The organism is Mycobacterium sp. (genome assembly GCF_049280035.1).
GTDB lineage: Bacteria > Actinomycetota > Actinomycetes > Mycobacteriales > Mycobacteriaceae > Mycobacterium.
This window is the reverse complement of sequence record NZ_JBAPPI010000797.1, coordinates 1-14,541: the sequence shown is the minus strand read 5'-3', so window position 1 is coordinate 14,541 and position 14,541 is coordinate 1. Positions and strand designations below refer to the sequence as shown.

Annotated in this window: 14 protein-coding genes and 2 pseudogenes; 6 read left to right on the top strand and 10 right to left on the bottom strand. The window is 65.6% G+C overall.

The genetic code is table 11. The features are described from left to right. A pseudogene (locus WAN71_RS25575) lies at positions 1 to 392 on the top strand (hypothetical protein); the annotation flags it as partial. A gap of 133 nt (positions 393 to 525) precedes the next feature. Here the strand turns inward: WAN71_RS25575 and WAN71_RS25570 are convergent. From WAN71_RS25570 to csoR, 5 genes are all read right to left on the bottom strand, one after another. After that, complete coding sequence (locus tag WAN71_RS25570) at positions 526 to 1,119, bottom strand: DUF305 domain-containing protein (protein WP_422228002.1); 594 nt, start codon at positions 1,117 to 1,119, stop codon at positions 526 to 528. Between the two features lie 164 nt (positions 1,120 to 1,283). Continuing rightward, a complete protein-coding gene (locus tag WAN71_RS25565; RefSeq protein WP_422228001.1) occupies positions 1,284 to 1,901 on the bottom strand; it encodes a DUF5134 domain-containing protein in 618 nt (205 codons plus the stop codon). A 42-nt stretch (positions 1,902 to 1,943) separates the two neighbouring features. Further along, on the bottom strand, positions 1,944 to 4,241 hold the full coding sequence (locus tag WAN71_RS25560) for a copper-translocating P-type ATPase (RefSeq protein ID WP_422228004.1): 2,298 nt from the start codon (positions 4,239 to 4,241) through the stop codon (positions 1,944 to 1,946). A 55-nt stretch (positions 4,242 to 4,296) separates the two neighbouring features. Next, positions 4,297 to 4,593, bottom strand: coding sequence for a DUF1490 family protein (locus WAN71_RS25555; RefSeq protein ID WP_422228003.1), 297 nt, complete (start codon positions 4,591 to 4,593; stop codon positions 4,297 to 4,299). Positions 4,594 to 4,666: 73 nt separating this feature from the next. Beyond that, complete coding sequence (gene csoR / locus WAN71_RS25550; RefSeq protein ID WP_422228000.1) at positions 4,667 to 5,032, bottom strand: copper-sensing transcriptional repressor CsoR; 366 nt, start codon at positions 5,030 to 5,032, stop codon at positions 4,667 to 4,669. Positions 5,033 to 5,131: 99 nt separating this feature from the next. Between csoR and WAN71_RS25545 the strand changes: the two genes are divergently transcribed. Beyond that, positions 5,132 to 5,854, top strand: coding sequence for an SIMPL domain-containing protein (locus WAN71_RS25545; protein WP_422227999.1), 723 nt, complete (start codon positions 5,132 to 5,134; stop codon positions 5,852 to 5,854). Between the two features lie 6 nt (positions 5,855 to 5,860). Here WAN71_RS25545 and hpt read toward each other — a convergent pair whose 3' ends face one another. From hpt to dacB, 4 genes and pseudogenes are all read right to left on the bottom strand, one after another. Then, on the bottom strand, positions 5,861 to 6,520 hold the full coding sequence (hpt, locus tag WAN71_RS25540; RefSeq protein ID WP_422227998.1) for a hypoxanthine phosphoribosyltransferase: 660 nt from the start codon (positions 6,518 to 6,520) through the stop codon (positions 5,861 to 5,863). A gap of 53 nt (positions 6,521 to 6,573) precedes the next feature. Continuing rightward, positions 6,574 to 7,533: pseudogene (gene tilS, locus WAN71_RS25535) on the bottom strand (tRNA lysidine(34) synthetase TilS); the annotation flags it as partial. Beyond that, positions 7,512 to 8,579 (bottom strand): zinc-dependent metalloprotease, encoded by a 1,068-nt coding sequence (locus WAN71_RS25530; protein ID WP_422227997.1) that lies wholly within the window; start codon positions 8,577 to 8,579, stop codon positions 7,512 to 7,514. The gene WAN71_RS25530 and the pseudogene tilS, both read right to left, overlap by 22 nt. Continuing rightward, complete coding sequence (gene dacB, locus WAN71_RS25525; RefSeq protein WP_422227996.1) at positions 8,567 to 9,952, bottom strand: D-alanyl-D-alanine carboxypeptidase/D-alanyl-D-alanine endopeptidase; 1,386 nt, start codon at positions 9,950 to 9,952, stop codon at positions 8,567 to 8,569. The genes WAN71_RS25530 and dacB overlap by 13 nt, the downstream gene beginning before the upstream one ends. Before the next feature lie 151 nt (positions 9,953 to 10,103). On the opposite strand from dacB, the gene WAN71_RS25520 reads away from it, so the two are divergent. From WAN71_RS25520 to WAN71_RS25510, 3 genes are all read left to right on the top strand, one after another. Then, positions 10,104 to 10,592 (top strand): inorganic diphosphatase, encoded by a 489-nt coding sequence (locus tag WAN71_RS25520; protein ID WP_422227995.1) that lies wholly within the window; start codon positions 10,104 to 10,106, stop codon positions 10,590 to 10,592. 123 nt (positions 10,593 to 10,715) lie between these two features. Then, entirely contained in the window at positions 10,716 to 11,336 is a 621-nt protein-coding gene (locus WAN71_RS25515; protein WP_422227994.1) for a phosphotransferase-like protein, read from the top strand. Between the two features lie 405 nt (positions 11,337 to 11,741). Then, complete coding sequence (locus WAN71_RS25510; RefSeq protein ID WP_422227993.1) at positions 11,742 to 12,443, top strand: hypothetical protein; 702 nt, start codon at positions 11,742 to 11,744, stop codon at positions 12,441 to 12,443. Positions 12,444 to 12,498: 55 nt separating this feature from the next. On the opposite strand, the gene WAN71_RS25505 is transcribed toward WAN71_RS25510, so the two are convergent. Then, on the bottom strand, positions 12,499 to 13,467 hold the full coding sequence (locus WAN71_RS25505) for a TerC family protein (protein ID WP_422227992.1): 969 nt from the start codon (positions 13,465 to 13,467) through the stop codon (positions 12,499 to 12,501). A 205-nt stretch (positions 13,468 to 13,672) separates the two neighbouring features. Between WAN71_RS25505 and WAN71_RS25500 the strand changes: the two genes are divergently transcribed. After that, a partial coding sequence (locus WAN71_RS25500; RefSeq protein WP_422227991.1) for a hypothetical protein occupies positions 13,673 to 14,541 on the top strand: 869 nt, incomplete at its 3' end.

The following is a 14,541-nucleotide window of genomic DNA, read 5'->3' as shown; positions in this document are numbered from 1 at the left end:
AGTTAACCCGCACCGTCGAGGAGATCCCAGGTGGCATTCGCACCACCACTCAATCCGATTCCCCAGAACTTGCTGCGCAGCTCAAGGCGCACGTCTCGAGCATGTATTCCCACCTCGAACAGGGCGGCGAAGTCATGTGCATGAGCGACAGCCTGCCGACGCTCTTCCGCCGCGCCGACGGATACCGCCGTCAGCTCACACTCACGCCCACCGGCGTGATCGCAGAGGAAACCGCAGATGATCCCCAGCTGGTAGCGGCCATCCGTGCGCACGCCCAGGAAGTGACTGGGTTTGTACGCGACGGCATGCCGCCGATGATGCGGGGGATGATTGGTTCGGGCATGATGGGGCCGGGCATGATGGGACCAGGTCGCATGATGGGACCGCCCTGAGTGGCTGAAAGCCCAATACATACGATCTGCAACCGAATTCACTCCCCGGCTGCTTAAAACGCCGACCGAGGACAACCCCATCCCCGTGCCACGGCGGCGCCGCACTTGATGAGCTCGGCTTCCTTCGCGTCATCTACCCCAGGATGCCCTGCATGGTGTTGACCTCCTGTTGTTCGCCCGTGGCGATTGAATGCGCCATCGCAACAGCCGGAGGGTACTGACCGGAATCAATTTCGCTCTGCGCCAACATGACTGCGTGCTGATGGTTTTGGATCATCATCGTCAGGAATTGCTTGCTGGCATCGGCACCTTGGGCGTTCTGCAAAGCCGTAATTTGCTCGGGCGACATCATCCCCGCCATCCCTTGCATTGCGGGCATCCCGGCGGCTGAGCTGGGCGTCATCGGCGTCGTCGGCTGTTGCCACTGGCTCAGCCAACTCTGCATCCCCTGGACGTCGGGGCCCTCCGCAGCCTTAATCTGGTTTGCCACCTGTACCACCCGCGGGTCCAAGCCCTGCTTGGTCAGGATGATGTCACTCATCTGGATGGCCTGCTTATGGCAGGGCATCATGTTTTGGGCAAACGTAATGTCAGTTGAGTTGTGCGCTTGCGCGGGCGAGGTCGACGGAGACTTTGTCGCGGCCTGATTACCTGAGCTGCTACACGCGCTGAGTGTCACGGTGGCCACGACTGCGGCCGCGCTCAGCCTCACCAACTGTTGTCTCATGACTTCCCTGTCCTTCCTGCCGCGAACGGTGGTTACCCTGTCACTGAATCGGCGCGGGAGTAGTGAGACGGGTACCCGTTGAGGAGTCTGCTCGCCGCAAAAAAAGACTACTATCTCCGTACGTAGATAGCATTATTTAGATTCCGAGGATGCGACTCAGGCGCTCAGATCGGAGATAGCGTGGCGACGAAGAAGATAGCCATACCCGCGGCCATCATCGCCTGACCCAGGTCACCCAGCGATCGGCGCGGGGCCGTCTTACGGCGCCGATCAAGGACATAGCGGCAAGTCCAGAAGACCGCTGCAACCCCGAAACCGACTGCACCGAACCAGCCCACGACGCTGACCCATGTGGCCAAGTTGGTTGCCGGCATGTTCATCGCAGACATCTCCATGCCCGGCATCGACATATCCGGCCGAGCGCTCGTTCTGGCCGGCATCAGGTGATCGTCCATGACGACGTACATCCAGGCCGTCGCCAGCATCATCAGCCCGTGATAGGCGTACAGCTCCCGCCGGGAGGTCGTGCGGATTGCAAAGATGGCCATCACTGCAAACGTCACGGCGGCGAGCAGGAAAAACACCGCAGGTTCCGTCGTCGGAAGCTTTGCGCTCCACGGCCAGGCCATCACCACCATCGCGACGGCCATGACGAAATGCAGTGCATGGTTGACGGCCGACGTCCACGGTCGGGGTTTGGTGATGACCGCTACCCCGTATTCGAGAGCAGTCAGCGCAAACAGTCCGATGACCACCCACCGGATCACGATGTCATGAATCATTCGATACCCGGCCGCCCGAAATCGACGTGGTACAAGCGACTTTCACGCGTCGCGCCCGAAGCGTCGCAGCCGCAGCGAGTTTGTCACCACACTGGCCGAGGATAGCCCCATTGTTGCGCCCGCAACGATCGGATTCAGCACGCCCAGTGCGGCAAGGGGAATCGCGGCGGTGTTGTAACCGAAGGCCCAGCCGAGATTCTGATGGATCGTCCGCAGGGTCTGCCTCGACAGCTGGATCGAGCGCACCACACCGTCGAGCCGCCCGGACATCAGCGTGATGTCGGAGGCCTCGATCGCGACATCGGTGCCGCTGCCGATTGCAATGCCCAGATCGGCTTGCACCAAGGCGGGCGCGTCGTTGACGCCGTCACCAACCATCGCGACCACACGGCCCTCGCCCTGCAGCCGCTGGATTTCCGTCACTTTGTCCTGCGGCAACACCTCGGCCAGCACCCGATCGATGCCGACCTGCTTGGCGATCGCGGCCGCCGTGCGGGCGTTATCGCCGGTGATCATCGCCACCTGCAGTCCCATCGCGTGCAGCTGACGCACCACGTCGACGGCGTCATCCTTGACCGTGTCGGCCACCGCGAGCACACCCACGACCTGGTCCTCGCGGCCAACGAAAACCGCGGTGCGGCCCTGCTCTTCCAACTCGAGGGCCGCCAGGGCGAGGTGGTCAGGCACCGACAACTCATGCTCGTCGATGAGCTTGCGCCGTCCCACCAGCACGGACCGCCCGTCGACCTGCGCCCGCACCCCGTGTCCGGCGAGGCTGGCGAACTCCGTGACGGGCGGTATCTTTAATCCTCGCCCGAGCGCACCGGCGACGATCGCCGCGCCGATGGGGTGCTCAGAGCCCGACTCCACTGCCGCCGCGATCCGCAACACCACATCGGGCTGGCGCCGCCTGCCGACAATGACATCGGTGAGCTGCATGTGGGCCCGCGTGAGGGTGCCAGTCTTGTCGAACACCACGGTGTCGATCCTCTTGGAGGCTTCCAGCACGTCGCCGCCTTTGACCAGGATCCCCAAGTCGGCGCCTCGACCGGTGCCGACGGTGATCGCCGTCGGGGTGGCCAGACCCAGCGCACACGGACACGCAATCATCAGCACCGAAATCGCGGCGGTCATGCCGCCCACCGGGTTGGCGGCCAACAGCGTCCACCCGACAAACGTCGTGGCGGCAACACCAATCACGGCCGGCACGAACACCGCCGATACTCGGTCGACCATCCGCTGGACCGGGGCCTTGCGGCCCTGTGCCTGCTCAACCAGGCGCACGATTTGCGCCAGCGCGGTGTCGGCTCCAACGGCGGTGGCGCGCACTGTCAATAGCCCGTCGAGGTTGACCGTTGCTCCTGCGACATGGTCGCCCACGGTCTTCCCAACCGGAACGGACTCGCCGGTAAGCATCGACTCGTCGACAGCCGCGCGTCCGTCGGTGACCTCACCGTCGACCGGGATCTTCTCTCCCGGCCGCACTCGTACCAGATCCCCGACTTGGACCTGATCGATGGGGACGAGAATTTCCTGTTCGCCGACGAGCAGGCAGGCTTCCTTGGCACCCATCTCCAGCAGCTTGCTGATTGCCTCGGACGCCTTGCCCTGCGCTCTGGCCTCGAAATAGCGGCCCAATACAACCGATGCGCTGATGAGTGCGGCGGTGTCGAAATATACGGGTCCGCCCGTGAATAACTGATAGACGGAGTAGGTGAAGGCGGTCATCGTGCCCAGCGCGATCAGCGTGTCCATATTCGCGCTGCCGGCGCGCGCCTGCTGCACCGCCCCTGTGAGAACCGGCCACCCAGCCACGAATTGCACCGGTATCGTCGCGGCGAAGGCCAACCATTTTGCCCACGGGTACGGGGCCAAGAATGTGGTCAACCCAAACGACAGCAGCGACAGCGGCACGGCCAGCCACACTCGCCGCAACCATGTCCGCTGCTGACGCCTGCTCTCCTCGGCCGGCGACACCCCGCATGAGCTCGCGGGCCCCGGCGCACCGCAGCCCGCTGTCTGGCTTACCTCGTCGCCGTCTGGCGAGCCGCCTAGCAAGCGACGGATTCCGCCGGTGATCTTCTGCACCACAACGGTTTTGCGTGCACCAGCGGAGTGCGGGTCACGGGCCGGCACCAGCTCTGCAGGGATGTGCCTCGCATCGGCGATCGCCGACAATACGGCATCGGGATCGCGCCCATCCGGCGAGAAAAAGATCACCACCGATGCCGTACGCGGATAGGCATACACGGCGCACACGCCCGTCACCTTGGCGACCGAGTCCTCGATCGCTACGGCCCGAATCTCGTCGAAACGAAACCCGGTGGCGTGCACACGCATTCGGCCCGCCGCATCGGAAACAACGTTTAGCGCGATGTCGGCGTCAGCGAGAGTGTCAGTGGGCATCGTTGTTGCCCGAGTCCACCACCACCAGCGGCGTAACATCCTCGCCGATACGCTCTTTCGCCTCGGCGATCACATCGGCGGCCGTCAGTCGGGCCTGCTCAGCGCTCTGCTGTGCCTTGCGCTCGGCCTCACGGGCAAAGCGCATGCCCCAGGCGGTCACGGTGACAGTCGCCGCGCGCAGCGGAGCCTTCGCCAAGCCCTTGCGCAGCGCTTCATACGCCGCAACACCGACCGCACCGGTCACCACAGTGGGCGCCGCTTTCGCCAAGAGTCCATGCAAAGCGATCATCACGAACGCTCCCTTCAATATCGTTGAACCACAACAAGGTTGGGGACGGTCACCGTCCTAGTCGCCAGGTCTAGCTCTGGGCCGCGCTGCCTGTCGTCGCTAGCTGGTCATCAGTCGATTCGCCGACAGCAGCACCGCTCAGCTGCGCCTGCGGCCCCGTCAGCGCTGGCGTGAACTTGATCGCATCAACCAGCTCGTCGATGGCCGCTTGCCCGCGGCCATCCAGCACGGCAGAGGAAAAGCACGTTTCGAGGTGGTTGTGCAACATCACCCGATTGGCCCGCTCCAGCGAGGACTGAACGGCTGAGACCTGCTTCATCACGTCCACGCAGTATGCGTCGGACTCCACCATCCGAATGATGCCGTCAAGGTGGCCTCGAACCGTTTTCAGCCGGTTCACCACCGCCCGCTTCTTCGCGGTCAATTCCTCGCTCATACCTCACTCCAGTTCTGCACGGATCCGACTATACCCCACCCCACCCGGGGTGGGATGACACTTGACGAATCGCGTCGCGAAAGGGGCTAGGGTGCGATCATGCCGATCCCCGAACGCGCCAGACTGCTGATTCGAATCGCGCTCGCCTTCGGTCTCACGGCTGCCGTCTCGGCCGGCTGCGACAGCCACGCGGGACGGGTCGGGGACAACCCCCGCGAAGTGACTGTCGTCGGCTCAGGTCAGGTGCAAGGCGTCCCGGACACCCTCACCGCCGACGTTGGCATCGAGTTCACCGCGCCGGACGTCACCATGGCGATGAACCAGACCAACGACCGCCAGCAGGCGGTCATCAATGCCCTGACGGGCGCCGGCGTCGACCGCAAGGACATCAGCACCACCGAGGTCAGCCTGCAACCCGAGCACGACAGTTCGGGGGACACCATCACCGGGTATCGCGCCGGCAACTCGATCCGAGTCAAGATCCACCCAGCCGACTCAGCGTCGCACGTGCTGGCCGTGATCGTCAGTACCGGCGGCGACGCCACCCGGATCCACTCGGTCAGCTACTCCATCGCCGATGACTCGAAGCTGGTCAAGGACGCGCGTGCGCACGCCTTCCAGGACGCCAAGGACCGGGCCGACCAGTACGCGCAGCTGTCCGGCCTCAAACTGGGCAAGATCATCTCGATCTCGGAGGCATCGGGCGGGCCGGCCACCATGCCTCCGGCGCCGCCACGAAGCGGCCTGGAGGCCAGCGTCCCACTAGAGCCCGGCCAGCAGACGGTGAGCTTGTCGGTCACCGCCGTCTGGCAATTGCAGTAAGGAAGCTCAGTCCTGGTAGACCCTGGGGTCCAGGGTTCCGATGTAGGGCAGGTCGCGATAACGCTCGTCGTAATCCAGGCCGTAGCCCACAACGAACTCGTTGGGGATATCAAAACCCACGTAAGCGATGTCCACGTTGGAGCGCAGCGCGTCGGGTTTGCGCAGCAGCGTGCACACCCGCAGTGAATGCGGATGCCGGGTGGCCAGGTTGCGCGACAACCACGACAGCGTCAGCCCCGAGTCGACGACGTCCTCGACGATCAGCACATTCCGGTCGTTGATATCGCGGTCGAGGTCTTTGAGAATGCGCACCACGCCCGACGATGACGTCGACGTTCCATAGGAACTGACGGCCATGAACTCGAACTGCTTCGGCAGCGAGATCGCGCGTGCCAGGTCGGTGACAAACATGACCGCGCCCTTGAGCACGGTGATCAACAGCAGGTCCTGGTCGTCGGCACCGGAGAGTCCGCGGTAGTCTGCGCCGATCTGCGCACCGAGCTCGGCGATGCGGGTCTGGATCTCCTCCTCGCGCAGCAACACCGATTTGATGTCCCCGGGGTACAGCTCCGGCGATTCCGCTGCCACGCCCACAGCGTGCCATGCCACCGCGCTGACAACCAACGGTGGTCGGCTTACGTTTGATTGCCCGACTCTCCCCCGCAAGCGGGAGGTACCCCCACCTCATCGCGCTGCGCGCTCTGCATCGTCGCCGGGCTGACCGGCTCTTGACGCAACGTCAAAAGCCCGCCACTTCGGCCGGCGACCAACCGCTGATTGCGCAGTGTGGAGCCGACGGCCACTCCGCCCTGGCCACGCCAAGCGGAGACCAGCCTGTCCACACCGCGAATCTGCTTGTCGGTCAGCCCAATTGCGCCGCCGGCAAGCAGCCAGCTGCGGATGACGCCACGACTAACCGGGTCGGGCAGCGCCGTCAACGCCCGGGCGTCGAGTCCCTCGGCGGTCGCCGATGTGGTCATTGCCTGCGCGATCAGGGCGTCGACCAGCTCGGTGTCCTCGCGCAGCGCGGTGGCGGTGCGAGCCAGCGCCTCGGCCACGCCACCGCCGAGCACCTCTTCCAGCAGCGGCAGCACCTCATGGCGCAGCCGCGTCCGAGTAAAGCGGCGGTCGGTGTTGTGCGGGTCCTGCCATGCAGTCAGGCCCAGCTCCGCGCACGCCGCGTGCGTCACGCTGCGCCGCACACCCAGCAACGGTCGACACCACGGCGGGTCGTGGGGACGCATTCCGGCGATCGATCGAGCACCCGAACCGCGGCCAAGCCCGAGCAACACCGTCTCGGCCTGATCGTCGAGGGTATGAGCCAAAAGCACCGGACGTCCGCGACGGACAGTCTCCAGCGCGCGGTAGCGAGCATTGCGCGCGGCGCCCTCCGGACCGCCGTCTCCGCTGACCTGTACGCAAAGCACCTGCGCCTCAACGCATCCCAATTCCTTGGCTTGGCGTTGCGCGGTCCCGGCTACTACCGCCGACCCGGCTTGTAAACCGTGGTCCACGATCAGCGCGGTGGTCGGCAGCACCGCGGCCGCGACGGCGGTGAGCGCCAGCGAGTCCGGGCCCCCGGAGAGCGCCACGCACCAGCGATCGGCAGTGGCGAGGTATTCCTTGGCGAACGCCGCCACAGCCGAGCGGAGCTCGGCTACAGCACCCGGTCGATCCATCGTTGCGGGTGTTCGATCTCAGCCGGCCGGGGCAGGGTGTCCGGACCGGTCCAGACGGTGTTGAACCGCTCCATCCCGACCCGGCCCACCACATGGTCGACGAAGACCTTGCCCCGGGTGTATTGGCTCAACTTGGCTTCGATGCCCAGTAATGCGCGCAGCAGCCGTTGAAGCGGCGGCTGCTTGCGGTGACGACGCTCGTCGAAGCGGCGCCGGATGGTTGCGACCGATGGCACTACAACGGGCCCAACGGCATCCATCACGTGGTCGGCATGGCCCTCCAACAGTGTGCCCAGCACCAACAATTGATCCAGGGCTTCACGCTGAGGTTCGGACTGCACCGCACGCAGCAAGCCCAGCACGCCCGTCGAGTGTGCGTCGGTGCCGGCCGGCGACGACTCGCCGCGGCCGCGGACGAAGTCGGCCAGTCGGCTCACCACCTGGGCCACGTCTTCGCCGCCCTCCTGAGTCAACACGCCCAGCGCTTGCGACATGTAGCCGGACAACCACGGATTGGCGGTGAACTGCACCCGATGGGTGACCTCGTGCAGGCACACCCACAACCGGAAATCGGACGGCTCCACCCGCAATTGCCGTTCGACCGCAATGACATTGGGATACACCAGCAGCAAGGCACCGCCGTCATTGGAGGCGGCGAACGGGTCGTACTGGCCGAGGATCCCCGATGCGACGAACGCCAGTACAGCACCGGTCTGCGCGCCGGTGACCCGTCCGGAGATCACACTGCGCGGCTTGTCGGTTCCGCCGGTCATTACCCGCATCGACTCGGCAGCCGCCCGGATCCACCCCGGCCGGTCGACGATGCGAGCCTCGGGAACAGCGCCGTTGGTCTGAAGACCGGTTACCTCACGCACCGGCGGTTCAGCCGCCTTGGCGGCGGAAGCCAGGTTGTCGATCACCTGGTGACGGGTGTAGTCGGTGGACGGCGGACCGGGACGGGCCAGCCACTGGCCGACCGTCGACGCGAATCCCCAGTCGACAGTGCGCCCGACGGTCAAATCCGCCGACGCGGTCACGTTGCGCATCCGCACGACCATAGGGTGGCCGCCACCGCGTCAATCGCGGTGCGGCCGGTCGGGCCGGCGTCGTTGGAAATCAGCGCGAAGGTCAACACCCGTCCACTGCGGTCGGTCACCACACCAGCTAACGCGTTCGTGGCCGTCAGCGAACCGGTTTTGGCCCGCAACCAGCCGGCGGGCCCGGTGTTGGCGGGCGTGTCCAGAAATCGGTCGGACAGCGTGCCGCTGCCACCGGCGATCGGCAGCAGGTCCAGTAGCGGCCGCAGCGAGGGCTGATCGGGCCCGGCCGCGGCTTGCACCACGGCGTCGAGGGTCTTGGCGCTTAGGCGGTCGTCGACCGACAACCCGCTGGAGTCCTGCAATACCGTGCTGCGGGTGTCGATGTGCGCGGTGTTCAATCGGTTGGTCACCGCCTCGACGGCGCCGGCGAAGCTCAGCGACCGCTGCATGGACGCCGCCACTTCACGGGCGATGCATTCGGCCATCACGTTGTCGGAGACGCTCATCATCTCGTTCAGCCGCTCGATCAGCGGGGCCGACCGGACAGCGGCCAGCTGTCGCGCACCGGAGGATGCGGGATGGCTGGCGATGGTCACCTGCTGCGGATCAACGCCGAGTGCGGCGGCCAGCGCGTGTCCCGCGTCGAGGGCCGGGGTCACCGACCGGCGGGACTCATCGGTCGCGGGCTGGATCCGTCCGGCGTCGAGCATGACCGATTCGATCGGCGCGATATCGCCGCCGTCGATATCGGCTGGATCCCAGCCGGGCGCCATGCTCGGGCCACTGAACAGCGAGGTGTCCACCTGCACCGCCGTCGGTGTCACGCCGCTTCGGCGTACCTGATCGGCGAGGTCGCTGATCCGCGCCGCACCGTGATACCAGGTGTCCTGCCCGGGCGGAGCCCCCGACAGCGTCGGGTCGCCGCCCCCCACCAGCACGATGGTGCCGGGCTGGTCGGCCGCCACAACCCGGGTGGTGACCCGTGCCTCGCGGTCCAGCGCCAACAGCGCGGCGGCGGCGGTGAGCGTTTTGTTCGTCGACGCCGGTTTCAGCCCCACGTCATCAAGCTCGCGCCAGAGTTCTTCGCCGGTGATCGCGTCAGTGACCCGCCCGCCCAGCTTGCCGAGGTTGGGGTCGGCCACCACCGCCGCCAGCGTCGCGGCCAGCGCGGACTGGGTCGGCACCGGCGCGGTGGCGGCCACCGGGAGGATGCTCGGCTTGGCGGTGACGGCGGGCGGCGGGGGTGGGATCTGGGCGCCGCTTGCGCCGCGACCGTTAGCGGTGAACAACGCCGTTGCCGCAACCACGGCGGCAACGATCGCCAGCACGCCCACTCCCACGATCAGGTGCGTAGACGGCCGCCACTGAGTGGGACGCATAACTCTCCTGACTTCTTTGCGCCTATTGTGCCGAAATACCCGCCGATTGGCGCAGTGCGGGAGCTGCCTTCGGCACCCGACTGCTGGACTAGGGTTGAGGCTCGACATAGGCCCACGAGCAGCGACCACCCCAGCCCAAGGAGCCGAGCCGGTGCAATTCGACGTCATCATCGAGATCCCCAAGGGTTCACGAAACAAATACGAGGTCGACCACGAGACGGGACGGGTTTTCCTGGACCGCTATCTCTATACGTCGATGGCCTATCCGACCGACTACGGCTTCATCGACGACACGCTGGGCGAGGACGGCGACCCTCTGGACGCCCTGGTCCTGCTGCCCCAGTCGGTGTTCCCGGGCGTGCTGGTAAAGGCGCGGCCGGTCGGCATGTTCCGGATGACTGACGAAGCCGGCGGCGACGACAAGGTGCTGTGTGTTCCGGCCAAGGACCACCGCTGGGATCACATCCAGGACATCGGAGACGTCCCGGAGTCCGAGCTCGACGAGATCAAGCACTTCTTCTCGCAGTACAAGGCGCTGGAGCCGGGCAAGTACGTGAAGGCCGCCGACTGGGTGGACCGCAAAGCAGCCGAAGAAGAAGTGTTGCGGTCCATAGAGCGGTTCAAGAGCACCGGACACTGACGCAACGGGCACAGGTCAATCGGCAGCATGCCTGAAAAGCCAGTGGCTCAGGGCTTTTCGGCTGCGGCCTGGCGCCGGCGGCGAGTCGGCCCGAACCAGCAGGTACGGTAACCGCGGGCAGTTATGGTCAAAGGCAAGCTGATGGTCCTGAACGGCGGCTCCAGCTCGGGGAAGACGTCGCTTGCCCGGGCCTTTCAGGACATCGCGCCCGAGTGCTGGATGCACATAGGCATCGACGTGTTCTGGTTAGCGCTCCCGCCGGGCCAGCTCAACCTGGAGCGGGTGCGCCCCGAGTACTACACCTGGGACAGCGTGGTCGAGGCCGACGGTCGGGAGTGGTTCACCGTGCACCCCGGTCCCCTCCTGGACAAGACCATGCACGCCCGCTACCGGGCCATCAGGGCCTTCCTGGACGACGGCATGAACGTCATCGCCGACGACGTGATCTGGAAACGTGAATGGCTTGTGGACGCGCTCCGAATCTTCGAGGGCTGCAGGGTCTGGCTGGTGGGGGTCAACGTATCGGACGAGGAGGGCGCCCGTAGGGAGGCAAAGCGCGGCGACCGCCACGCTGGGTGGAACCGGGGAAGCGCCCGGGCCGCACATGCCGATCTCGAGTATGACTTCGAACTGGACACCACGACCAGCCCGATCCCGACGCTGGCACGGGAACTCCACGAAAGGTACCAGGCCTGTGGCGACCCCGGGGCGTTCGGCAAGCTCCGCAAGCGCTTCCTTGGGTGAGCTCTTCGAGCGTATGTCACCCGACCCACGGCTGCGCCGCATATTGAGCTTAAAACCCCACTGTCACTCGAGCTTTCGCCCATCGGTAGTCGGCCTCGCAGACGGAGACCGTTGCACCCGCGTGCAGAAAACAATCTCCTTCGGCAGTGTGTAACGGGCGATATGCCGCGCGGCCCAGGAACTCGGTCTCGCCGTCGGCGTCTCAGCGGGCCCGGTCACCGAGCCCCGAGTGCCGAATCCTCGCGATCACTGGGCAGGTCCACGATGACCACCACCGCTTCCCCTCGCAGATCAAACGTCACCGCAGCGACGGTTTCGCTATCTTCGCGCAGAGCGAAATTCGCGAGGCTGATCTACCTAGCTTTGGGGTCGAGTCGGTAGCGCCTCAGGTGGCATCCTGACAAGATGGGCCCGCTTTTTCATTTCGCCGCGAACTTCTGGTGGCTGGTGTTTCCGCTGGGCGGCGCGATCGGCGGGGCCGTCCGCGCGATCGCCACGGCCAACGAGCGCCGGGCCGAACGGCGGCTCGAACGGTACCGGCTCAAGCAGCAGGCCAAGATCGCGATCGCCGAAGCCAACGGGCGACGGCGAGATAACCCAGACATTAAGGACGGCTACCGGCGCGAGGTTGCCAAACTCCTCGCCGCGCACGATGGGACCGACGCCCGCTGGCTGGAGTATGAGGTCGACATCGCCAAACTGCTCGACTTCCCACTGATGACGGACATGCGCAATCCGCTGACCATCGCTTTCCATCGGGCGAAGCGGCAGGCCGATCTGCTGCGCCCGGAACGGCCCGAGGACCTGCTCAGCGATCGGACCGCGCAACTGGAATACCGCGATGCCGTGCACGAGTACGTCAGCGCATTCGAGGTAGCCGAGACTGAAGCGATTCGCCGGCGGCGCAGCGACTTCTCCGAAAATGACCAACAACGGCTGGCGCGAGCCCAGCACCTGCTGCAGCTTGCCCAGGACGAGGCCGCTTCCCCCCAGGAGCGGCAGAACGCCTATGCGCGGGCGAGCCGGGAACTCGACGGACTGATCGTGTTGCCGGCCTCCGCACGGGCCAGCATCGAACGACGCATCGCCGGTCAGATCGGGGCGTAGCCGGGCGACGATGCGGGCCGTGCAACGGCCCGGGGAGGAGCCCGGCAATCGAGGCTCAGTCGCTCCGGCCGTCCCGGGTGGCGTAGAGGCTGGCGGCCGCTGCGATGGCGAGGGTCACCACGATGACCGCCAGCGTGAGCAACGTCGGGACCTCAGGAACATCGACGTGCTTGCCGCCGTTGATGAACGGCAGATTGTTTTCCCGCAATGCCTGCAACGTCAGCTTGATCCCGATGAACAACAAGATGACGCCAAGGCCTTTGGACAGATAAACCAGCCGCCGCAACAGATTTGCGAGCAAGAAGTACAGCTGCCGCAAGCCCATCAAGGCAAATACGTTGGCAGCCAACACCAAATAGGGCTCACGAGTGAGCCCGAAGATCGCGGGAATGGAGTCAAGGGCGAAGATCAGGTCGGCGACGCCGAGTGCGACGACGACGAGAGACATCGGGGTCATCGACCGCTGCGAGCCCTCTTTGACGTAGAGCTTGAGACCGTCCCAGCTATCGGTGGCATTCAGGTGGCGGCGAGCGAACCGGACGGCCGCGTTCTCGATGTTCGCGTCGTGCTCGGCGCCGCGCGCCAATCTGATTGCGGTGTAAACCAGAAATGCGCCGAAAAGGTAGAAGACCCAGGAGAACCGCTGGAGGGCTGCGGCGCCAAGCGCGATGAAGATGCCGCGGAAAATCAGCGCGATCACGATACCGACAAACAACGCTTGGCGCTGGTACACCTTGGGCACGTTGAAGCTCGTCATGATGATGATGAAGACGAACAGGTTGTCGATCGACAGGCTGTACTCGGTGAGCCATCCCGCGAAGAATTGCAGGGCGAACTGCTTTCCGTGGAAGTACCCCGTCCAGATCCCGAAGCACACCGCGAGTCCGACATAGGCCGATAACGCGATGGCGCAACGGCGCATCGTCGGTTCCCCGGACCGGCGCGCCATAACCGCGATGTCGAACAACAGCACTGCAGTCGTCGCACCCAGAGTGACGACCCATTCGAGCACGGACACAGACAACAGAGGCCTCCGGTCGCTGAAACGCCAGAGGTCTCTTCCACCGTTGCGACCAGAGCCGCAAAGGCCCGCGGTCCCGGTCGCCCGGCGGTGGGTGACGTGATGACGACACCGCGGCGGGAGGAATACTCCCCTCCGGGCACAGTCTGTCAGGTCGGGGTCACCGCAGCTTGCTGGGCGCAGTAATGGCTGTGAGTATTTTCGAACCGTGACCGAACTCGGCGGCGGGACCGCCGGCATTGGAGCCTCCGCCAGCCCGATCGCCCGCGGCAGCGTCGCCCGGGTGGGTACGGCGACCGTGCTGACCGCCCTGTGCGGCTACGCGGTGGTCTACCTGGCGGCCCGCGACCTGGCTCCGGCGGGCTTTTCGGTCTTCGCGGTCTTTTGGGGAGCGTTCGGCCTGGTCACCGGGGCGGCCAACGGCCTGCTACAGGAGACCACGCGGGAAGTCCGTGCCGCGGGCTACGAAAGCCGAGCCGAAGTCGTGCCGGGCCGACGCACCCATCCAATGCGGGTGGCCGGCATGGTCGGAATCGGCGCGGCCGCGGTGATCGCCGGTGGTTCACCGCTGTGGAGCACTCGGGTGTTCGCCGAAGCTCACTGGCTTTCGGTGGGCCTGCTCAGCGTCGGGCTTGCCGGTTTCTGCTTGCACGCCACGTTGCTGGGCATGCTGGCCGGGGCCAACCATTGGACCCAGTACGGGGCACTGATGGTCACCGATGCGGTGATCCGGGTGGCGGTCGCGGTGGCCACCTTCGTGATCGGCTGGGGCCTGGTGGGATTCCTGTGGGCCACCGTCGCAGGCGCGGTGGCCTGGCTGGTCATGATGGTGGCCTCGCCGACAACCCGGGCCGCGGCCCGGCTACTGACCCCGGGCGGCACCGCGACATTCCTGCGCGGGGCCGCCCATTCGATCACCGCTGCGGGAGCCAGCGCGATTTTGGTGATGGGCTTTCCGGTGCTGCTGAAGGCGACCTCCAACCAGCTCGGCGCCGAAGGCGGGGTGGTCATCCTGGCAGTCACGCTGACCCGCGCGCCGCTGCTGGTGCCGCTGACCGCCATGCAGGGCAATCTGAT